The organism is Paenibacillus thalictri (assembly GCF_004307995.1).
Classification (GTDB): Bacteria; Bacillota; Bacilli; order Paenibacillales; family NBRC-103111; genus Paenibacillus_AF; species Paenibacillus_AF thalictri.
In genome coordinates this window covers 60,178-79,899 of record NZ_SIRE01000038.1, presented here as the reverse complement: position 1 = coordinate 79,899, position 19,722 = coordinate 60,178, and the positions used below count along the sequence as shown (strand labels likewise).

The window sequence follows — 19,722 nt, the reverse complement described above, 5'->3', positions numbered from 1 at the left end:
TCGTCCTGAGCCAGGATCAAACTCTCCATTAAGGTTTGTTTAATATAGCTCAATTCATTGCTGACTTGCTTGTTTTACATTCACTCGTTGTTCAGTTTTCAAAGAGCAATTTTCTTGTCATTTCTTGTCGCCCTCAAAAGCGACTTCATGAATATAGCATAGACGGCTACCCAATTGCAAGTACTTTATAAAACTTTTTTTCAATCGATTATTTCGCCATATCTAGTGTGTTGATGAAAACTCAGGAAGTCGGCCTTATTCATCATGACTTGATAGATCTGGTTTATCTCAAATCCGCCAAAATCATCTACACCATATATCTATGTAAAAACTGCACACTAAACAATATGCCGTTATCGTTCGTCAATCATTGCAGCGTGCTTCAAATGCTAAAGTCGTTTTCTTTTGTAAAACGAAACGAACACACAGAAGAGCAGGAGCAGCACGGCCTTAACGCCTGCAGTCATCGCTTCGCTTGCGGTTCCTGCTTACTGCTGCGCACCCGCGCCACCCGGGCCGCCTCCCATACCGCCGCCGCTGCCTGATCCATCTCCCGAGGAAGCCGCGCTGCCGTCGAGCTGCTTGGAATAGTTGGCCGTTATTGGGGCGTAAATTACAGAAGCTTGGCTGCCTCTGCCTGATACTGCTCATACGTGTAGAACGCGGTCGGATCTTTCTCCACATACTTGGAAGTTAGATCGGACAATTGCTGTACCCGGGCCCTAAAAGCATCGTTCGACAAATAACCTTGGAGCACTTCGACATCAAGCACTTTGTCATAATCGGTTCCGTTGTTTAACTCATTAAGCATATCCAGCGGCATCTTGCCGTCGTCGGATTCCGACTTTAATCCAGTCCGGTGCAGGATTTGAGCGCCTCCAGCCAGTTCAACTCGCTGCCTGTGCTGCCGTTTGCTTTTTACAAAGCGCCGTAGGCATCGTCAAAGTTGCGTTCCAGATACGACTGGCCGATTTGCTGCGCAGGCTCAGGTTTCCTTTAGTCCGCACGGCGACATTGTTAAAATGCTTTCCGTTATAATCGACGGACGCGGTTTTAGGAAATACGGCTGTATTTATATTCTTTTCATTCTCGGATTGGGCTTTCGACGCTGTGGAAGAAATCAATGCACCCGTAGTTAGCCCATCGCTAAGATTCATATTCATCAGCATACAGCCCGTTGCCCCCAACAAGAGGCATAGGCATAAAAGGATCGCGGCGAGTTTATGTTTCATTCCGGCTCCCTCCTTTCGCTTAAGAAACGTAAGCCTACACTAAAAAGACTGGCCTTAGTCATTATCAGACCAAGGCCAGTCCCTTTGTTTTTTAATTATTGTATTGTTTCTCGCAATATGACGAAAGCTTGCGGGTGATACATTCAATAGGTTCCGTAAACGCCGGCGCCTGTAAATAAGCTAATTGAACTGTAATTGCGGGTAATCGCTTGCCTTGGGGGATGACACGGATAGGGAGAGCGCACCATTCGGATAATTTAAACACACACGATTGAGGAACGACAGTATAGCCTTCGCCCAGAGCAATCATATGCAGCATTAAGTTCATATCGTCCACCGTGCGAAATTGCTTAATATCCAGCATCTTGAACATCGGAGCGGTAAAATAACTATGCGAAGCCAGAATAGGATTATCGAAAACCAGAAAAGGCTCTTGGACTTGGCTTAATTTGCTCAGATCAGAATAGGATTCCGCCTGATTGTGACTGCTGCACAGCAGCACCGTCTCATCTTCCAGCAACACATTCAGATGTAAGCGTTTGCTAGATTTCATTTCATAACATATTCCGAGGTGTGCCCCGCCGTATTCGATCATATCCATAATCGTTTGGGAGGGCCGGGTTATAAACTTAACGTTTAAATCCGGAAATTGAAGACGAAGTTCATCGATCACCGGCTTTAAAAAAACAGGTGCGAGCCACGGATCCATTCCAATAATCAGCCGGTTTGCATTGTTCGTCACTTCTTCGAAAGAAGTATTATATTCCCCGTTAAATGGAGTCAGGACAGCGGCGGCGTTATTTAAATTTTGCAGCAGTTGGATGGCGTAAGGCAAAAAATAATACCCCTGCCTGGTCAGCTTTACCCCTTCCCAATTTCTCTCAAGCAAAGGGAACCCTAACGCTTCTTCCATGTTGCGAATCCGCGCGCTTAGTGTTGGCTGAGTTACATGCAGAAATTGGGCGGCTTTGGATATGCTCTTCTCGTGGGCAATCGCCAAAAAAGAACGCAAACCTTCCAGATTCAATTCTTCCCCCCCTTATATAAATCCAATTGTTTTTGTTCATCATAACCCATCTATTTCGCTGGCTCAACCGGGTTTTGAGGCTATAAAAATTAACGATATCCTGTTGGAGAAAAAGTCATGTTATATTTCTTATGAAAAATGCAAAGACAAAAAACACGAAAGGCTGTGAGATCAGATGACCGGCAAGCAGCTTGTCCCTTGGGATTTCAACAAGAGCAAGGCGGTTTTATTGGTTGTGGACATGCAAAATGATTTCGTAAATGAAGGCGCTATCATGGAGGTGCCTATGGCCCGCGAGTATTTACCCAATATGAGGCGTCTGCTTGAAAGATGCCGGAGAAGCGGACTGCCGGTAATTTACACAAAACATGTTTTGTACGACCACTTTGAAGTATCACCTCTTGAAACGGCCTATAATCCTTCATTAAAGACAGGCGGGATGCGGGAAAACACACCGGGTGTGGAAATTATCGATGCTTTGAAGCCGTTGCCCGGCGACATTGTCATTTCCAAGCATAGGTACGATGCGTTTTATAATACCAGTTTGGAGACCGTTATCAGAAACATCCAAGGGTTGCAAACTGCCGACACAGTAATCATTATCGGAACGGTGTCGAGCGTCTGCTGCGAATCAACTGCCCGGAGCGCATTTATGAGAGATTTCAAGGTTATATTTGTAAGCGATTGCAATGGGGGCTTTGATCAGCAATCCCACGAGGCGACGCTTTCGACCATTTCGAAAGTATTCGGCAGAGTCATGAGCAGCGAGGAAGTCATTCAGCAATTATAAAGGGGGAGACATAAATGGAACAAGCACACAACAGATGGGACAGCGCTTATGAATGGAAAGTTGTTTTGCTGCTCGCTTTGGGATTCGGGCTTGTGGGACTGGATCGTTGGATTATTACGCCGCTTTTTCCAGTTATGATGAAGGATCTCAATCTGAATTATCAGCACCTCGGCAATATTATTGCTATACTGGGGCTGGCTTGGGGCGTATTTTCCATTATTATCGGAGGACTGTCGGATAAAATCGGCCGGCGCAAGGTACTGATTCCTTCGATCATCCTGTTTTCCTTGCTGTCCGGGTTAACGGGAATGGCTGGCGGCTTAACCAGCCTGCTGCTCATCCGATGCATTATGGGTATTACGGAAGGATCGTTTTGCCCGACCAGCGTAGCGGCCACCAGTGAAGCATCTTTGCCCAAAAGACGCGGGTTTAATATGGGTCTTCAGCAAAGCACCTTTGCTTTATTTGGTCTCGGATTCGGTCCGATCATCGCGACACAGCTTCTGGGAGTACTCCCTTCGTGGCATTGGGTTTTCGTCGTTGTCGCCATTCCGGGTTTTATTCTGGCCTATTTTATGCACCGTATTATTAAGGAGCCTAAGCACATCCAAGAAAGACAAGAAACCCGCCGGCAGCCTGAAATCCAGGCAAATAAGGAAAAACACCGGTGGGTTGAAATTTTCCGCTACCGCAACATTATCCTCTGCTTGTTCGGGTTATGCGGTATTATGACTTGCATCTTTGTTCTAAGTGCAATGGTTCCCAACTATTTGACAGACTATATGAAACTCAGCATACCTCAGATGGGTTTTGTTACATCCGCTATAGGGTTCGGCGCATTCCTTGGCCAACTGGTCATTCCCGGCTTGTCCGATCGTTTCGGAAGAAAAATAGTAACCGTCGTTGCGCTGATCATAGGAATCTTTTTTATGCTGCTTTTTATAAATACGGGCGCAAACCCCTTTTCTTTGTTTTCATTGTTGTTTGCGGTAGCCTTTTTCTGCAATGGCTGCTTGTGTATGCTGGCAGGCACAATTACGATCGAGTCGGTTCCGGCTGCTCTTATTTCTACCGCGGCAGGAACGATTATCGGAGTAGGCGAAATATTCGGCGGTGGCATCGCACCATCGCTTGCCGGACTGATCGCGCTAAACTACGGTATTCAAAACACGCTTTATCTGGCTCTGACAGGTCTGGTATTGTGCTCTCTGTTATGCCTCTTCCTTAAAGAAACCGCTCCAATAAGAACGGTCAGCCGCGACGCAGGATTGCATATGCCGTAAGCAGCTTACAACAAAGCCTCCGGTAGGTTTCCCCGGAGGCTTTAAAACTTGATGAGCTTAACCTTCGCTGCCTATGAACACATAACGCAGCACAATCAGCACCGCGAGGATCCACATCAGCCAGTGGACTTTGTATTTGCCTTTGCCGGTTGCATTAGCAACGGTAGCAAGAATAACATAAGTTACGATACCAAACGAAACGCCGTTTGCGATGTTATAAGTGAATGGCATAAATACAATAGTAAAGAAAGAAGGAATTGCAACAACAAAGTCTTGGAAATCAATCTCACGAACCGATTGCATCATCAGCAGGCCTACCACGATCAATGCCGCTGCTGTAGCCGAACCCGGAATGAGCGCTGCGATCGGAGCCAGGAACAATGCAAGCAAGAAACAGATCCCTGTTGTGACGGAGGTTAATCCCGTACGCCCGCCTTCAGCAATACCCGCCGAGCTTTCCACAAACGCTGTCACGGTGCTGGTACCGACAAGCGCGCCGCCGCTGACGCCGATTGCATCGACAAGCATCGCTTTACCTACCCGCTTGGTGCCCGCTTCTTTATTTTTCATATATCCTGCACGGTTAGCCGTACCGACCAGCGTGCCGAACGTATCGAACAACTCTACGAAAGTAAATGTAGCGATAACCGTCAAAATCCCCACATTCATCAAGCCCTTAAAGTCAAAATGAGCGATGGCCAATTGGCTGAAATCCGGAACCCATGGCGATTGAGGTTTGCTTAATGTACTGAAATCAACAAGCCCCATCAACATGCCGACGATCGTAGTCAGCAGAATGCCGAATAAGATTGCGCCGCGCACGCGCAGTACCATAAACGCCGAAATCAGGATTAAACCAACTACAGCAAGGATCACGTTCGGATCCTTCAGGCTGCCCATATGAATGACAGTTTCGAAGGAAAGCACGTCCGTAAACGCATGAGCCTTGATGTCTTGTCCGGCTTCGACGGCAACCGTCATCAGACCCGAGTTTTTCAAACCGATAATGGTAATAAACAAGCCAATACCTACCGTAATGGCATGTTTCATGCTGTCCGGCACTGCAACAATCAGCAATTGACGGATTTTCGTAACGGTTAAGATTAAAAAGATAATACCCGAAATAAAGACAGCCGCTAAACCCATCTGGTATGTAAACTTGCCTGATGATGCGAGAATAACTGTGGCAAAGTAAGCGTTAAGCCCCATACCCGGCGCAAGCGCTACCGGAAAATTAACAAACAACCCCATGCAAATCGTAACTACCCCAGCGGCGATCGCCGTCGCCAGAAATACCGGGTACCAGCTCATTCCCGTGGCTCCCGAACCAAACGCGCTGAGAATGTTCGGGTTTACCGCCAAAATGTAAGCCATGGTCATAAACGTGGTCAATCCTGCCATGATCTCCGTTCTGACTGTCGTTCCGTGTTCCTTCAGTTTAAACAACTGATCCATCACAAAGCCTCCCTCATTTTTGCGAAGCAGACGCGCCCCCAAGAGCAGTAAGCGTTCTCCTTCATTGTAGCCAAAATACTGGAATTTATAAGCTTTGGAAACAACGAAAGGGCCCGGATTGTCGTAACAACCCGGGCCACATAGAAAAAGCTGCATCCGCTTGTCCGAAGACAGCAGCGAATACGCTCCTTATATGTTCGTAGCCAGATCATTTACGGTGATCTCGTAGAGACTTCCGGGCCGATTCCCGGAATTATACGAAACTGTTATTTCCTTATGCAACTAAAATAATTTTAAGTTCGTTGTCCGATCTTGTCAATATAAATTCCGAACATTCAATTGTTAAAATTACACTTATGTTCGGATAACCTTTTTAATACATCGAACATCAAACACAAAAACTTATTGATTCCAATTATCGTCAAATTTCCATTGATATTGTATAATATTAATAATATTAGAAAAATAATCCTTCTATATTAAATAGAGGGAACAAGAAAGGGAGAAAGCAAAAAATGTACTTTAAGGTTTCATCCATTATCGCGGGTATCGTTTCGCTGCTTTACGCTATTTCCTGGGTATCTTCCGCGGCTTCCGACCATGTCATGCTTTATTATAAAGAAGCCTCTGTTTTCGGCAATGTAATGGGAATTGTTCTTGGGCTTGCTTTATTTAACTTCTTTATTGCACTGCTCAAAACATTTCGAACGGAGAATTCATGATGCCGCGTAAAATGAGTATTTACTTCGGCATGGTTGGAGCGCTATGTTTCTCTATTGCCCATCTAATGAAATGGTATTCCTCGACCATCTTGTCGAATTCTAAAATCTATGTGGATGGCATCGTAGAATTTGCAACTTACGTTAATGTTTATTATTCCGTTGTTTTAGGCGCAGCGCTCTTGCTGCTGACTTTCTTTTTTATCAATTTCTCTTTTGAAATGAACCCGTCAAAGATTCGGAACCAAATGAGATCTACCCTGCGCCCTGATCAGCAATTTCATTCCCAACCTAATGTCTACTCCAGCATATTTAAATCTATTGGCGCAATAACCATTATTATAGGCCTGTTTATTGCCATTTATATTTGGTCTGACGGGATCAAGCTGCCTAAAGACCAGACCTCGGTTTTTCTATTTGGTTTAGCCCCCTTCCTCTATTGCCTAGTTGGCGGACTAACCTTTATGGGTTTCGGCGAGGTGATTAAATTAATTCAGCAAATAAGGGATAAAAATGAAAGCGCATAAGCTTATTGAGAAACGAAAAAAGCCCTCTCAAAGGGCTTTTTTCTATAGTTAAAGTATAATCATTATTTGTACGGGTTCTATTCCCACTCAATCGTGGCCGGCGGCTTGGACGTGATGTCGTACACTACGCGGTTGACGTTCTCCACTTCGTTGACGATGCGCACGGAGATTTTCTCCAGCACGTCCCACGGAATACGCGCCCAGTCGGCAGTCATGCCGTCGATGGATGTTACCGCGCGGATGCCCACGGTGTAGGAGTAAGTCCGCGAATCGCCCATAACTCCAACACTCTTCATGTTCGGGAGCGCGGTAAAATATTGCCAAATCTCGCGATCCAGCCCTGCATTCGCAATTTCCTCGCGCAAAATCGCATCGGATTCGCGTACGATATGCAGCTTGTCCTCCGTCACTTCGCCCAGCACGCGGATAGCAAGGCCCGGTCCCGGGAACGGCTGACGCCATACGATAGCCGCAGGCAAACCGCACTCTTCGCCTACCTTGCGCACTTCGTCTTTAAACAAAGTTTTCAGCGGCTCGACAAGCTTGAATTTCATATCTTCCGGCAGGCCGCCTACGTTATGATGCGACTTGATCGTCTGCGCCGTTGCGGTGCCGCTTTCCACGATATCGGTGTACAACGTGCCTTGCGCCAAAAAGGCGAAGTCGTCAAATTGCGCCGACTCTTCCTCAAATACGCGAATAAATTCGTTGCCGATAATTTTGCGTTTTTGCTCGGGATCGTCGACACCTTTTAATTTGCCGAGGAAACGCTCGCGGGCGTCGATTTTCACAACCTGCATATCAAATTTACCGACAAACGTCTCCATGACGCTTTCCGCCTCGTCTTTGCGCAGCAAGCCGTGGTCGATAAACATACAGGTCAATTGATTGCCGATCGCTTTATGGATCAGCATAGCCACAACGGAAGAATCCACGCCGCCGCTCAGCGCACAAAGCACTTTTTGGTCGCCGACCTGCTCGCGAATATCTTTAATCGTATCTTCAATAAACGTCTCCATGCTCCATTTGCCTTCGCAGCCGCAAACGTGGAACAGGAAATTCCGAATGAGTTCATTGCCATGTACGGAATGGCGTACTTCCGGATGGAATTGGACGGCGAACATTTTGCGGTCCGGGTGGCTCATCGCGGCAATCGGCGCATGATCGGTGCTGGCATCAACGATGAAGCCGGAAGGCAGCTCGACCACGTGGTCGCCATGGCTCATCCAGACGGTTTGATTTTTATCGAGGCCGTGAACAAGCGCGCTGCTATCCTTAAATTCAACCTCAGCTTTGCCGTATTCGCGCTTGGAGGCGCGTTCGACCTTGCCGTTCAACTGATGCGCGATCAGCTGCATACCGTAGCAAATGCCCAGAATCGGCAGGCCCAGATCATAAACAGCCGTATCCACCAAAGGCGAATTTTCTCCGTATACGCTAGCCGGACCTCCGGAGAATACGATTCCCTTCGGATTGAGCTGTTTGATTTTCTCCGCCGGCGTGTTATAAGGCAGCAGTTCGCTGTATACGCCAAGATCGCGGATGCGTCTTGCGATCAGCTGGTTGTATTGCCCTCCAAAGTCGAGTACGACAATCATTTCATTCGGCTTTTCCATAATTATCCCCTTTCAATCTTCCCACAAAGCAGGTGCTGCAGCTTATTATCCCCACATAAATGAATAGAGATAATTATAGCGAAGGGGAAATGGCATCGTCAAGGAACGTTTCTGCTATGCGTTTTCATTTGCCGCCACAACTCAAGCACTTGCCGTTTGGTCAGACGTTGCCCGGAAGCGGCGTCATAGCTGGCCGACTCGGCTAGCAAGGCAAATTCGATGGCTGCCCGTTTCTGCGCTTCGGATACATACGGACGGGAGGTTACGTATTCGCGCAACGTCTGGCTTACCTCCCTCGGACCATGCTGCCTGATCCACTTCCTCCATAATCGGAACAAGGTCCTTGCCGCAGGCGAGGGCTTGCCCGTTTCCGCCGGGAACGATATACCTGGCAGCGGATAAGACATAGTTCGTTTGTAGATCAGTATTCCGATAACTCCAAGAACGAACACCGCCGTCAATGACGCCGTTACCGCGGGCGTAAGCTGCTGCAGTTTCGAGCTCATGCGGTTCAAGTTTTGAACGGCGTTTTCGAACATAGCTGCGACATAGGATCCAAACGCTGCCAGTCCGGAGCGCTCTTTAGTCGAGTCGCCGGCTTTGACCACAGCGGGACTGGATAGCAGCGGGGTGTCTGAAAACCCGGGCGTCGGCTCAAAAGCCATCCACCCCGTTCCGGGAATATAAGCCTCCACCCAAGAATGCGCGTCTTTCCCGCGCACCTCCACAGTCAGCATCGTATCCGACTGCCCGGCAAACGGAGAATTTGCCTGCGAGATGACTTCACCCGGGGCAAAACCTTTCACCCAACGGGTTGGTATCCCGATTGTCCGCAACATGACCGCCATCGCTGTGGAAAAATGATCGCAATAACCCTGTTGCTGCGTAAACAGAAAATGATCGACAAAATCTTCGCCCGGAGCCGGCGGCCTTGTATTTTGCAGCGTATACGTATAGTGAGTCTGCAAATAAGCTTCTACGGCTTTCACTTTTTCGTACGTTCCGGCCGCATTCTCGGTAATCCGCATCGTCAGCTCGGAAACGCGTGACGGCAAATGCTCCGGCAGTTGAATGTATTCGTCTCCGACATCACCCAAGATGCCTGAGCCGCCCATTCCCGGTTCCGTAGCGACAGGTACGGACAGTACCTTATAGTAGCCAAGCTCGCCGGTCAGCTCCGGCAGGAACGTTCGGCCGGAGGCCGCATCCCGCCACAGCAGGCTGCCCGGAAGCGGATCGCCGCCTACGGTGCGCAGCTCCTGCGTGCCGAGGATGTCGCCGGCGGCGAACAACTGCTTGCCGACGCCCGGCTGCTGCGGCATCACCTCTTGCGCGAGCGCCTCGCCGGCAAGCGGCTGCGCCGCAGCCGTCTCCGGCGGCACGGCCCCGCCTGCGCCGGACGGCGCAAGGCGCGCATCGGCGCTGCCGCCGGGCGCCCCGCCGCCAGGGGCGGCATACGCCGCCGCTTGCGGCTGCATGCCGGCCGCCGTTGCGGCGCTGGCCGCGGCCCCGCGCGCAGCCGCTGCGATAGGCTGCGCCGCGCCGACGTGCACGAGCCGGCTCGCGCCGGACTGCCAGCCGCGGCCGTCGTAGCCGCTTTTCGCTTCGCCCCGCCAATAGGTCAGGCGGGGCGTCCGCGCGTAAAAGGCGACGGTGCCGCTGGACTCCAGCGGCGCGCCCAGCACGGCGTCGTCATCGCCGTAGCCGGTGACCGCCCGCGGCGATACCGCCGTCGAGGCGGTGTATGGCGCGAGCCGCCGCAGCGCATCCAGCGCGTCCACGCGCCAGTCGGCGCGGCTTGCGCCGGTGCCGGCCAGCTGCGCGCCGCCGTAGCCGGACGCGGCCAGCAGCCCGGCCAGCAGCAGCGCCGAGCCCAGCCAGCCGGCCGGCCAGACGCGCCGCGGCGCCAGTGCGTACAGCTGCTCCAGCCGCGGCAAGCGGACAAGCGCCTGCAGCAGCAGGCCGATGCCCATGGTCCTGATTAATGCATGTGATGTATCCAGCTCAAAAAACAGCGGCAGCACCGCCAAATACGCCATCGTCAACACAACAAACCACACCGCGTATTGTCTCTGTACGACCAGCGCCTGCACCACGCCGATCAGCAGCGCCCAACCGCTCAAAAACATCAACGTGCGGGTTGCAGGGCTAATGTCAAACGCGGAGATATGCATCATACTTACAGCATCATCCGGCATGTCCGCGATCCATTCAGACAGCCATGACAATCCGGGAAAAACGTCCGGGAAATGCAAATATCCGATGATCCCGACACAAGCAAGCAGCTTCAGCGGAACGCTTGCCCACAGAGGGACGCCGATATAATCGATCAGCAGAAACAACGCAAAAGCGATTAAAAACGGCGTGACGCTGTAAATATCGGTCACTTCCGACAATCTGGCAAGAGGCTCCATCCATTCGCGAAATAGCAGAAACAGCAGCACGGCAAGCAGTCCGTTTTGCAGCCACATGACCGCAGGAGCCGCTGACCCGACGATTTTTTCATTACGCTCCGACATATTGAGCCCTCCCATCCGCAGTTCGCCGGGAAGGCACAAAGGTGACGGAGAACCCGCAGTTTTCCAAATTGCGTATGCGCTGCCGTTCCGCCGTATCCAGCACCGGACGGCTGCTGACATAAACGATCATGAAACGCCGCTTGGCGTTTGCAGCGGTGTTTGTTTCCAGCCCAGAGGAGTTCTCCAGACGGCCCACCACCCACACGTAGCAAGTTTGCGGCGATGCCGCGCTTGTCTCCGTCCGGTACATAAGCCTCGCCGCGCTGCCGCCGGCTTTAGCCGCCGCCAGCTGCTCATAACCCGCCAGCGGCCCGACTTTAAACCGCGCGCTGCCGGACTCCGATTTCAAAGGCGTTCCGCAGGCCACCGCCAGCGACATCCCGCATTCCGCGCCGGAACGGACCACACCCGCAGCAATTCGGATGGCGTGTTCAAAATGCGGCTTATTTTGAAAGCCGCACGTATCCACGCTGACCATCAGCTTCGGGGATGCCGTCGTTTCTTCCGCTCTGCTTTTCCACCCTTCTGCTCTGGCGGAAGCGCGCCAATGAATGCGGCTCATCGGGTCCCCTTGCACATAATCGCGGATTCCGTTCATTTCCGGCGAGAGGCCAAACATCGCTTGCATCGTAACGGGTCCATCCTCGCCGATCGTGCGGTTCCATCCGCTAATTGGAAGGGGAGCCGGCAGCACGATCAGTTTTGATCCGCCGGCAGAGTCGACAACCGTTTTTTCAAATACGCCAAAGACGTCTCCGGTTACCGCCCGCAGCCGTTCAAAGCGGTAAATGCCCCTTTCCATCTTCGGCATCGTATAACGAAACGTCACGTGGCGCCGGAACCATGGAAACAACAGTTTGCCGTACGAGAGGCGTTCGCCCGAGTTCTCATGCACCCAGGTTTCCTCCAGAAGCAGCCAAACCAGCGGCAGCACCGATCCGATTCGCGCCTGGACGGTCACCTCGGCATCTTCCCCGTCGACCAGCCTCATCTTATCCACATCCCTTGCCGAAGCAAGCCCATGCAGCGACATCAGCCATGTCAGTCCGGCATAGACCAGCAGCGCCGACAAAGCGTAAAGCAGCGTCCCGGCCGGACGGCCTCCCCATTCGGCGCACACATAGGCAGCCACGCCCCACACGACAAGCAGCACACATAAGGTAAGACCGTTGTTTTTCATCTTCCTCACCTTATTTCCCGGCCGCTTGTTTGAGTACGGGAACCGCTGCCGATACAAGAGCTTGTTCTACGATTGTTTCGGCTTGCTTCCCGGTCATCCGAGCTTCCCCTGATAAAATCAGCCGGTGGGCAAGCACGGGGACGGCCATTCCTTTCACATCGTCGGGTATGCAGTAGCTTCGCCCGGATACAAAAGCTTTGCCCTGCGCAGCGCGCAGCAGCGCAATGCACGCCCTCGGACTTGCGCCGAGCAGCACCTCTTTATGGCCGCGTGTCGCCGCAGCCAGCTGTACGATATATTCTTTCAGCAGCTCATCCACATGAATGCGCCGGACCTGTTTTTGCAAAGCGATCAATTCCTCTTGCAGCAGCACGGGTTTCAACTGCTCAATCGGATCTTTCTCATCCAAGCGGCTTAACATTTCGACCTCGTAGCGTTTCTCCGGGTATCCCAATTTCAGCCGCATCAAAAAACGGTCGGACTGCGCTTCGGGCAGCGCATACGTACCCTCATGATCGATTGGATTTTGCGTAGCAATCAGCATAAACGGCTCCGGAAGCGTGTGTGTCGTGCCGTCGATCGTCACCGCTCTTTCCTCCATCGCTTCAAGCAAAGCCGCTTGCGTTTTCGGAGTCGTCCGGTTTAATTCGTCAGCCAGCACCATATGCGCCATGATCGGCCCCGGACGAAATTCGAACTGCGAAGTCTGGCGGTTGAAAATGTATACACCGGTAACATCGGACGGCAGCAGATCAGGGGTACACTGGATTCGCTTGAACGACCCGTCGACGATTTTAGCGAGCGCCCGCACCAGCTTGGTTTTGCCCGTTCCGGGCACATCCTCCAGCAATACATGGCCTCCGCAGAATAAGGCGACCAGCACGTTTTCTATGACATCTCGTTTGCCTACGATGACTTTCTCCAAATTATGAAGCATTCTTTCGAACAATGCGCTCGGCTGGTCGAATAAATACGAGTAAGTCGGCATGGATGGAACCTCCTCAATGATTTCCTATAATTATAGAGGTGGTTCAAAAAGTCATCTTTTGATCACGAAGCAGCAGAGGAAGCTTATTCGGCGTCGAATGTTGCATTCACCTTCGAAGTCCGGTGCTCCTAAAAAGGTTTGCCTAAACTCCGCTCCTCCTTCTTCAGGTTCTTGCAACCTTCTCGGTGCTGAAAAGCCGACTTTTTGAACTTTCACTTTATAGAAACTATTGATTCTAGCTTTTCCATCCTTCGCTAGTTTTAGACCCGATTCATAGACGGTTTCCGAAAGCGATATACGGATGCAGCTCGGCCGTAACCTCCCGAAGCTCATCGCCCATCGAATAAGATGCAATCCGGCTGCCGAGAAGCTCCAGCGTAGTACGCAGAGGCACCATCAACGAGCCGTTCGAAAGCTCCATCGGAGCAAGCGAGAACGTGCTGATCTTGTACTCCGGCCTCTTCAGCCTGATTTCGTGGCGCGGCAGGTCAAAATCGATTCTAGAGGAACCGTATACCACTGTTGCCGTCATTCGGGCATCATCCCACTTCACCCGCCCTCCGATCTCTTCGATCAGTCGGCGCAGCGGCACATCAACACGGTCCTGCCTGGCGATATACTCTTCACCCTTCAACTCCAGGCGCCGCTCTCCCAACTGCAGCAGCAGCGGAACCGCTGGGGGCTGAGGTTCGGACGGCGGCTGCGGGGCAGCGTCCTGCGGCCCGCTTTTGGCTTCCTGCGGCTCCAAAAGCGCTGCGTGGTCCAGCGATAAAGACAGCTGATCCTCAAACCCGGCCTCCGTATACGATCTGGCCCACTTCGGTTTCACGGCGGTAAGCACCGGCGGCTTCACGAGCGGAGACAAGACGGAGAACGTGTACCCTTTGTCCTTAAACAAATGGATCACTTCCGGCAGCGCTTTCACGGATTCGTCGTGTCCGCTGCCGTCATGCATCAATAAGATGACTTCATGGCGAAACGGGCCTTTCTTCACTGTAGCTGTAATTTCGCTGGCCTTCACTCCGGCGCGCGAAGCGTCGCCGCTATCTATATTCCAATCAAAGACGGAATATCCCGCCTGCTCCATATAATAAAAGTAAAACGGATCAAAATTGCCGTACGTGCCGCCCGGAGCCCTGACCAGCGCAGGCCGGACCCCTGCGATATCGTTTAAGATGTCTTCGGTCTTTTGGATTTGCTTCCAGAACGGGGAAAAACCCGCTCCGTACAATTCACTGTACACATGGTTATAAGAATGGTTGCCCAATGCGTGGCCTTCCTGGACAATTCGCCGCACCGTATCGGGGCGCTGCCGCGCTTCGTTGCCCAGCACAAAAAAAGTAGCCTTCACCCCTTCATCCTGTAAAATGTCGAGCACGCGGCCTGTCAATTTACTTGGACCGTCGTCAAATGTCAAATAAACGGTCGGCTCTTCCGGAGAGTTGTATTCTTTGTCCCCGCCGACATGGCTGCCGGACTTCAGCTGCTTGAATACGGCTGCCGTATCCAAATCCTCGGGTATCCCCGCATAAGCCAAAAACGGGAATATAGCAAGCAGCGCTTGAAACATCATGACCATCATCAGGAAATTCTTTTTTGCCAACCGGGTGAAGCTGCGCCGTTGCTCCATTTATACAATCCCTCTCTAAGTAGAATATTGATAGATTATATGAAAGATTGAATCCGCATATGACATGCGCCCCTCCCCCGCTTCAAGTTTCCGTAAATCGGCAAAAATAAAAGCCGCAAATCGCTTGTAACAGTTCAGCAGTGATTTGCGGCTTTTTAGATATGAAATTTTGGAGATTATCGGCGCTTTACAGCGCTTTGACGGCCTCAAGCACCTCGGTTACATGGCTGTCGACCTTCACTTTGCGCCATTCTTGCGCCAAGCGGCCTTGTTCGTCGATTAGAAACGTCGAACGTTCCACTCCCATAAACTCTTTGCCGTACATTTTTTTCAGCTTCCACACGCCGAACATTTCGCTTACCCGTTGATCCGTATCGGAAAGCAGGGGAAACGGAAGCTCATACTTGGCCGCGAATTTATCGTGCGACTTCAAATCGTCCGGGCTAATTCCCAGCACAACGGTGTTCAGCTGCGCGAACTGACCGTTATAATCGCGGAAATCGCATGATTCCTGAGTGCAGCCCGGCGTCATGTCCGCAGGATAGAAGTACAGGACGACCTTCTTGCCGAGATAATCGCTTAAAGCAATGGAGCCGCCTGTGCTGGCGGGAAGGCTGAAATCGGGAACCTGCTCATGAAGTTCTACCGTAGACATCGATGATCCACTCCTCGTCTAAAATGGCAACTCATATCATACATCTCTGGGCCCGCCCTGTCTACACGCCGCGCCGATTTTCGGCGCAAGATCATGCCGTCTTTATTTGTCCGCCGTCACCTTAAAGGCCTGAATCGATTTATTGAGGTTTTCCGTACCCGCAGGATCGGATTTAACCGCTTTATTGGACTCGATGGCTTTAACTGCGGAAATAAGCTGCTTTTCAGGCATAAGTTCTTCTTTCGTATTGTTGGAGGTCATCGCCACGATCAGGTTTTCCTCCGGAATAACAAAGATCCGCTGCCCTTCCGAGCCGTTGGCGTAAAACACATCGCTGTCCAGCCCCTCCTCGACCTGCGTTGAAAGCTTCTTCATCCACCAGAAATAACCGTAGCCCCCAAGCGTGCCGTCGTCATACTGCCGGTCTTTGTCCTTGGATATCGTCTGCTCGACCCATTTCTTCGGAATGACTTCTTTGCCGGACCATTTGCCGTCCTGGAGATAAAGAAGGCCGATCTTGGCCATATCGCGGACCGTCAGCTTGAGTCCGAACGCACCGTTCGTATGGCCTTGCGGGTCCTGCTCCCATGAAGCATCCTTAATGCCAAGCGGGGTGAACAGCCGGGTTTCCGCATAGTTCTGCAGCTTTTCGCCGGTCGACTTCTCCAGCACAATCGACATCAGATGGGCGTTGCCGTTGCTGTAATTGTAACCGGTGCCCGGCTGGCTAACCATTGGCTGGCTCAAAATGTACTGTTCCCAGCTTGGGCTGGCCATCATTTCATAGGTAGCTTTCTCCCGCGTATTGTCCCAAGCAAGCCCCGAACGCATAATCATCAGCTGTGCCAGCGTAATATGCGACTTCACGCTGTCGGCAGCCGTATCGGGAAAATAGTCGCCGACCGTCTTGTCGACACCGCTGATTTTTTTATCGCCGACCGCTACGCCGATCATTGCCGACGTAATGCTTTTGGTCACAGACTTGACCTCTTGTTTCGTATTGGCATCAACCATGCTGTTGTAGCCTTCAGCTACGATATAGCCGTTGCGCACCACAACAAAGCTATGTACGTTGTTGCCGTTCAAGCCGTCCACGAATTGAGCCAGAGCCTGCGGATTCATCCCCTGCTGCTCCGGAGTCGTTGTTTTCCATCCTGCGGTTGGCCAGTAGTCCGGCGCTTTGGCCGAGGAAACCTTTTTAACGACGGCTGCATTGTTATAGAAACGCGGATCTACCGGCTTGTCCCCGCATGCCGTCAGCAGCAGCGCAAGAGCGCTGCAATAGGCAGCCGTGCTCAGCATCCGCCGTTTTTTTATCGTAAGATGGTTCATCGCTTTTCACCTCATATTTTGACCCAATCTTTCCTTAGTGTACAAAATAATTATGAAAATAGTATGAAAATCCCAAAAAAAAGCAAGGAGCTTTTTGTAAAAAACTCCCCGCTACGAACCGGCGCCCCGATAACGCCGCAACCCTGTATTCCACACCCATAACGCCACGCCCAAAACTACGGCGCCGACCACCGGAGTCAACAGCGCCATCACGCCGAAATGCGCGCGGTCCAAAAAATACGCCGACGGATAAAAGCCGACAAAAGCAAAGGGCAGCACCCACGTCAGCAAAATTTGCAATACGCCGTTGTAAATCGTGATCGGATAACGGCCGTAATTTTGCAGATTCCACAGCAAAGCCATAATGCCGGTAGGCGCATCCGAGAAAAACGATAGCGCGGTAAACATCATGTACACGCCGCCGTAAATCATAATTGATCCGGCCACAAGCAAGACGAACACCAGCGGGTCATACCATGCGACCGACAGCTGCAGCTTGATTCCTGCATAGGCCATGACTATAAACCCGGTCAACGCGCTAAACAACGACGAAGGATCGATATTTTCCAGCATCAGCTGCATTAGATTGTGAGCGGGCCGGGTTAAGATGCGGTCCAGCTCGCCTTTGACGATATATTTCTCGCTGAAGTTCCATAGGTTAAAAAAAGTGATAAAAATGCCGTATGGCACCATAAAATAACCGTAGATGAACAAGATTTGATCCTGGTTCCAGCCATCCAGCAGCTGGGTGTGCAAAAATACGACGAGGATGAAAAACAAGTTCATGCCGTTAAACAGCAGATCGGACAACACCTCGATCCAGAAATCGGACCGGTAGGTCAGCCGTGTTTTCATATAATTGCGCAAATATTCCACAATAAGCGACATATAAAACATGGTCCATTACCCTCCCTGTACGAACAGACGCGACCGGGCCCCGTGCCACAGCCACACCATGGGGATAATCAGCACCGCAAACCAGACAAACTGGATACCTAACGCCGCAAGCGCCGACTCTCCCGATGCGGTTCCGGTAATGACCGTACCCGGCAAATACGTGATCGCCTGGAACGGCAGCAGCTTTAACAGTCCGGCGGCCCATCCGGGGAAAAACGATACCGGCACGACCAAGCCGGAGAACAAATCGACCATCACCCGTTTCATCCGCATCATGCCTTCATTGTTTTCCAGAAAGAAGGCAAACAGTCCGGTCACAATATTAATCTGCGAATTAATTAGAAAGCTGAAGAACAACATGACCAGAAACAACGCCCAGACCTTCGGGTCGGACGGCAGCTGCACCGGAAACAGCAGCGACACCAGGATCATGCCCGGTATGCTGAACAACAAGAACCGGAACGCCCCTTCGCCGAGCCCTTGCATCATTTTTACAACAATGTAGTTGTAAGGCCGGATAAATTGAATCGCCACACTGCCGTCCTTAATTTCATTGGCAATTTCGCGGTCCAGATTGTTGAAATAAAACGCCCTGGCCATCCAGGAAATAGCGACATACGTGGTCATTTGAGCGACGGTCATGCCGCCCAGCGTTTCGCTGCCGCCGTAGATCGCCTTCCACAAAAAATAATATGCGCCGATATTCAGCGCATAAATAATAATGCCGCTGTAGTAGTTGACGCGGTATGCCAGCATCATGAGAAATCTCATGCGGATAATGTCGAGATAAGCGTTAAACATGCACCGGTTCCTCCCGTACCGCTTCGACAGGTTTCGCCGCGGAGCCGGTTTTGTAAATTTCCCGGACGATATCGTCGGTATTGGTCTCGACGATTTTAATGTCTTCGATTTGCCGTCCGCCGACCACGCGGGCCAGCACCTCGGACACGCTTCCTTTCTGCTGGGGAATAAACGCTTTGGCCGTCAGGCTGTTCTCCAGCTCCCAGGCCACTTCGAGCCCGGCGGTCAAACGCTTGAGTTCCTCCAGCGATACCCGCTCGGCAAATTGGATGATGACTTCCTTGCCTTTGCCCCACGTCGCTTTCAGCTCATCAAGACTGCCGTCGTAAATGATACGTCCGTCATCCAACATGATCACTCTGGAGCAAAGCGCTTCGATATCCTGCAGATCATGGGTTGTCAGCAGAATGGTCGTCCCGTAGCGCTGATTGATCGATTTCAAGAATTCGCGGATTTCCGTTTTTACTATAATATCCAGACCGATCGTGGGTTCGTCCAAAAACAAAATTTGCGGATTATGCAGCAGCGCGGCGGACAACTCGCAGCGCATCCGCTGGCCGAGACTGAGCTTGCGCACCGGCCGGTTCAACAACTCCTGCAGTTCCAGGCGCTCGACCAGCTCATCCAGCCGTTGTTTAAAATCGCTGTCCGGAACCCGGTATACTTTTTTGAGCAGGTGGAAAGACTCAATGACGCCGATATCCCACCACAGCTGACTCCGCTGGCCAAATACGACGCCGATGCCGCGGACAAACTTCTCCCTTTCCTTAAAGGGAATGTACCCATTGACGCGAATATCGCCGGCTGTAGGCATTAAGATGCCGGTCAGCATCTTAATCGTTGTCGATTTACCGGCGCCGTTCTCGCCGATATACCCGCAAATTTCTCCTTGCGGGATTTGAAAACTGATATCCTTCACCGCTGTTACGCGGGAATACTCGCGTTTAAACAAATCACGGAAGGCGCCTTTGAGACCCTCCCGATTTTTCTGGATTTGAAATTCTTTGCGCAGCTCATGTACATCGATGGCTAACATCCGGCTTTCCTCCGTTTTGTCAAAAATTGACGCAA

Annotated in this window: 19 protein-coding genes and 1 riboswitch; of the genes, 5 read left to right on the top strand and 14 right to left on the bottom strand. The window is 51.3% G+C overall.

The annotated features are described in order from the left end of the window. The first annotated feature begins 233 nt into the window (after positions 1–233). The gene (locus EYB31_RS40505) at positions 234–545 is read left to right on the top strand and encodes a hypothetical protein (RefSeq protein ID WP_165452798.1); all 312 of its coding nucleotides are present in this window, start codon (positions 234–236) and stop codon (positions 543–545) included. A gap of 68 nt (positions 546–613) precedes the next feature. Here EYB31_RS40505 and EYB31_RS36155 read toward each other — a convergent pair whose 3' ends face one another. The 3 genes from EYB31_RS36155 to EYB31_RS36145 all read right to left on the bottom strand — a co-directional run bounded on the left by EYB31_RS36155 (position 614) and on the right by EYB31_RS36145 (position 2,259). Then, entirely contained in the window at positions 614–811 is a 198-nt protein-coding gene (locus tag EYB31_RS36155) for a hypothetical protein (RefSeq protein ID WP_131018429.1), read from the bottom strand. Positions 812–887: 76 nt separating this feature from the next. Continuing rightward, positions 888–1,232 (bottom strand): hypothetical protein, encoded by a 345-nt coding sequence (locus tag EYB31_RS36150; protein WP_131018428.1) that lies wholly within the window; start codon positions 1,230–1,232, stop codon positions 888–890. A gap of 91 nt (positions 1,233–1,323) precedes the next feature. Further along, positions 1,324–2,259, bottom strand: coding sequence for a LysR family transcriptional regulator (locus tag EYB31_RS36145; RefSeq protein WP_131018427.1), 936 nt, complete (start codon positions 2,257–2,259; stop codon positions 1,324–1,326). 175 nt (positions 2,260–2,434) lie between these two features. Here EYB31_RS36145 and EYB31_RS36140 point away from each other — a divergent pair, with 175 nt between their 5' ends. Together EYB31_RS36140 and EYB31_RS36135 are read left to right on the top strand one after the other, a co-directional pair. Next, the gene (locus EYB31_RS36140) at positions 2,435–3,049 is read left to right on the top strand and encodes an isochorismatase family protein (RefSeq protein WP_131018426.1); all 615 of its coding nucleotides are present in this window, start codon (positions 2,435–2,437) and stop codon (positions 3,047–3,049) included. A 14-nt stretch (positions 3,050–3,063) separates the two neighbouring features. Continuing rightward, entirely contained in the window at positions 3,064–4,332 is a 1,269-nt protein-coding gene (locus tag EYB31_RS36135; protein WP_131018425.1) for an MFS transporter, read from the top strand. Between the two features lie 57 nt (positions 4,333–4,389). On the opposite strand, the gene EYB31_RS36130 is transcribed toward EYB31_RS36135, so the two are convergent. Further along, entirely contained in the window at positions 4,390–5,787 is a 1,398-nt protein-coding gene (locus EYB31_RS36130; RefSeq protein ID WP_131018424.1) for an NCS2 family permease, read from the bottom strand. A gap of 180 nt (positions 5,788–5,967) precedes the next feature. Further along, positions 5,968–6,068, bottom strand: a riboswitch (purine riboswitch). 234 nt (positions 6,069–6,302) lie between these two features. Here EYB31_RS36130 and EYB31_RS36125 point away from each other — a divergent pair. Then, positions 6,303–6,509 (top strand): hypothetical protein, encoded by a 207-nt coding sequence (locus EYB31_RS36125; protein ID WP_131018423.1) that lies wholly within the window; start codon positions 6,303–6,305, stop codon positions 6,507–6,509. After that, on the top strand, positions 6,506–7,033 hold the full coding sequence (locus tag EYB31_RS36120) for a hypothetical protein (RefSeq protein ID WP_131018422.1): 528 nt from the start codon (positions 6,506–6,508) through the stop codon (positions 7,031–7,033). The genes EYB31_RS36125 and EYB31_RS36120 overlap by 4 nt, the downstream gene beginning before the upstream one ends. A gap of 77 nt (positions 7,034–7,110) precedes the next feature. Here EYB31_RS36120 and guaA read toward each other — a convergent pair whose 3' ends face one another. From guaA to EYB31_RS36070, 10 genes are all read right to left on the bottom strand, one after another. Then, a complete protein-coding gene (gene guaA / locus EYB31_RS36115) occupies positions 7,111–8,649 on the bottom strand; it encodes a glutamine-hydrolyzing GMP synthase (RefSeq protein WP_131018421.1) in 1,539 nt (512 codons plus the stop codon). Between the two features lie 98 nt (positions 8,650–8,747). After that, the gene (locus EYB31_RS36110; RefSeq protein WP_131018420.1) at positions 8,748–11,168 is read right to left on the bottom strand and encodes a transglutaminase-like domain-containing protein; all 2,421 of its coding nucleotides are present in this window, start codon (positions 11,166–11,168) and stop codon (positions 8,748–8,750) included. After that, positions 11,155–12,348: a DUF58 domain-containing protein gene (locus EYB31_RS36105; protein ID WP_131018419.1), complete on the bottom strand. Its 1,194-nt coding sequence runs from the start codon at positions 12,346–12,348 to the stop codon at positions 11,155–11,157. The genes EYB31_RS36110 and EYB31_RS36105 overlap by 14 nt, the downstream gene beginning before the upstream one ends. Positions 12,349–12,358: 10 nt before the next feature. Next, positions 12,359–13,336: an AAA family ATPase gene (locus tag EYB31_RS36100; RefSeq protein WP_131018418.1), complete on the bottom strand. Its 978-nt coding sequence runs from the start codon at positions 13,334–13,336 to the stop codon at positions 12,359–12,361. Positions 13,337–13,607: 271 nt separating this feature from the next. Further along, on the bottom strand, positions 13,608–14,939 hold the full coding sequence (locus EYB31_RS36095) for a polysaccharide deacetylase family protein (RefSeq protein ID WP_165452797.1): 1,332 nt from the start codon (positions 14,937–14,939) through the stop codon (positions 13,608–13,610). A 214-nt stretch (positions 14,940–15,153) separates the two neighbouring features. Further along, entirely contained in the window at positions 15,154–15,621 is a 468-nt protein-coding gene (gene bcp / locus EYB31_RS36090; protein ID WP_131018416.1) for a thioredoxin-dependent thiol peroxidase, read from the bottom strand. A 102-nt stretch (positions 15,622–15,723) separates the two neighbouring features. Beyond that, the gene (locus EYB31_RS36085; protein ID WP_131018415.1) at positions 15,724–16,953 is read right to left on the bottom strand and encodes a serine hydrolase domain-containing protein; all 1,230 of its coding nucleotides are present in this window, start codon (positions 16,951–16,953) and stop codon (positions 15,724–15,726) included. A gap of 111 nt (positions 16,954–17,064) precedes the next feature. After that, complete coding sequence (locus EYB31_RS36080; RefSeq protein WP_131018414.1) at positions 17,065–17,850, bottom strand: ABC transporter permease; 786 nt, start codon at positions 17,848–17,850, stop codon at positions 17,065–17,067. Between the two features lie 6 nt (positions 17,851–17,856). Beyond that, positions 17,857–18,651, bottom strand: a complete 795-nt coding sequence (locus EYB31_RS36075; RefSeq protein ID WP_131018413.1) for an ABC transporter permease — start codon at positions 18,649–18,651, stop codon at positions 17,857–17,859. Next, positions 18,644–19,687 carry an ABC transporter ATP-binding protein gene (locus EYB31_RS36070; protein WP_131018412.1) on the bottom strand — a complete coding sequence of 348 codons (1,044 nt, stop codon included), beginning with the start codon at positions 19,685–19,687 and terminating at the stop codon, positions 18,644–18,646. The genes EYB31_RS36075 and EYB31_RS36070 overlap by 8 nt, the downstream gene beginning before the upstream one ends. Between the last annotated feature and the right edge of the window lie 35 nt (positions 19,688–19,722).

What these genes read in the sequence shown, in the direction of transcription:
- EYB31_RS36085 (WP_131018415.1), bottom strand. Translation starts at nt 16,953, where the DNA reads ATGAACCATCTTACGATAAAAAAACGGCGGATGCTGAGCACGGCTGCC.
- EYB31_RS36135 (WP_131018425.1), top strand. Translation starts at nt 3,064, where the DNA reads ATGGAACAAGCACACAACAGATGGGACAGCGCTTATGAATGGAAAGTT.
- EYB31_RS36100 (WP_131018418.1), bottom strand. Translation starts at nt 13,336, where the DNA reads ATGCCGACTTACTCGTATTTATTCGACCAGCCGAGCGCATTGTTCGAA.
- bcp (WP_131018416.1), bottom strand. Translation starts at nt 15,621, where the DNA reads ATGTCTACGGTAGAACTTCATGAGCAGGTTCCCGATTTCAGCCTTCCC.
- EYB31_RS36075 (WP_131018413.1), bottom strand. Translation starts at nt 18,651, where the DNA reads ATGTTTAACGCTTATCTCGACATTATCCGCATGAGATTTCTCATGATG.
- EYB31_RS36130 (WP_131018424.1), bottom strand. Translation starts at nt 5,787, where the DNA reads ATGGATCAGTTGTTTAAACTGAAGGAACACGGAACGACAGTCAGAACG.
- guaA (WP_131018421.1), bottom strand. Translation starts at nt 8,649, where the DNA reads ATGGAAAAGCCGAATGAAATGATTGTCGTACTCGACTTTGGAGGGCAA.
- EYB31_RS36140 (WP_131018426.1), top strand. Translation starts at nt 2,435, where the DNA reads ATGACCGGCAAGCAGCTTGTCCCTTGGGATTTCAACAAGAGCAAGGCG.
- EYB31_RS36070 (WP_131018412.1), bottom strand. Translation starts at nt 19,687, where the DNA reads ATGTTAGCCATCGATGTACATGAGCTGCGCAAAGAATTTCAAATCCAG.
- EYB31_RS36150 (WP_131018428.1), bottom strand. Translation starts at nt 1,232, where the DNA reads ATGAAACATAAACTCGCCGCGATCCTTTTATGCCTATGCCTCTTGTTG.
- EYB31_RS36125 (WP_131018423.1), top strand. Translation starts at nt 6,303, where the DNA reads ATGTACTTTAAGGTTTCATCCATTATCGCGGGTATCGTTTCGCTGCTT.
- EYB31_RS36120 (WP_131018422.1), top strand. Translation starts at nt 6,506, where the DNA reads ATGATGCCGCGTAAAATGAGTATTTACTTCGGCATGGTTGGAGCGCTA.
- EYB31_RS36080 (WP_131018414.1), bottom strand. Translation starts at nt 17,850, where the DNA reads ATGTTTTATATGTCGCTTATTGTGGAATATTTGCGCAATTATATGAAA.
- EYB31_RS36110 (WP_131018420.1), bottom strand. Translation starts at nt 11,168, where the DNA reads ATGTCGGAGCGTAATGAAAAAATCGTCGGGTCAGCGGCTCCTGCGGTC.
- EYB31_RS36105 (WP_131018419.1), bottom strand. Translation starts at nt 12,348, where the DNA reads ATGAAAAACAACGGTCTTACCTTATGTGTGCTGCTTGTCGTGTGGGGC.
- EYB31_RS36155 (WP_131018429.1), bottom strand. Translation starts at nt 811, where the DNA reads ATGCTTAATGAGTTAAACAACGGAACCGATTATGACAAAGTGCTTGAT.
- EYB31_RS40505 (WP_165452798.1), top strand. Translation starts at nt 234, where the DNA reads ATGAAAACTCAGGAAGTCGGCCTTATTCATCATGACTTGATAGATCTG.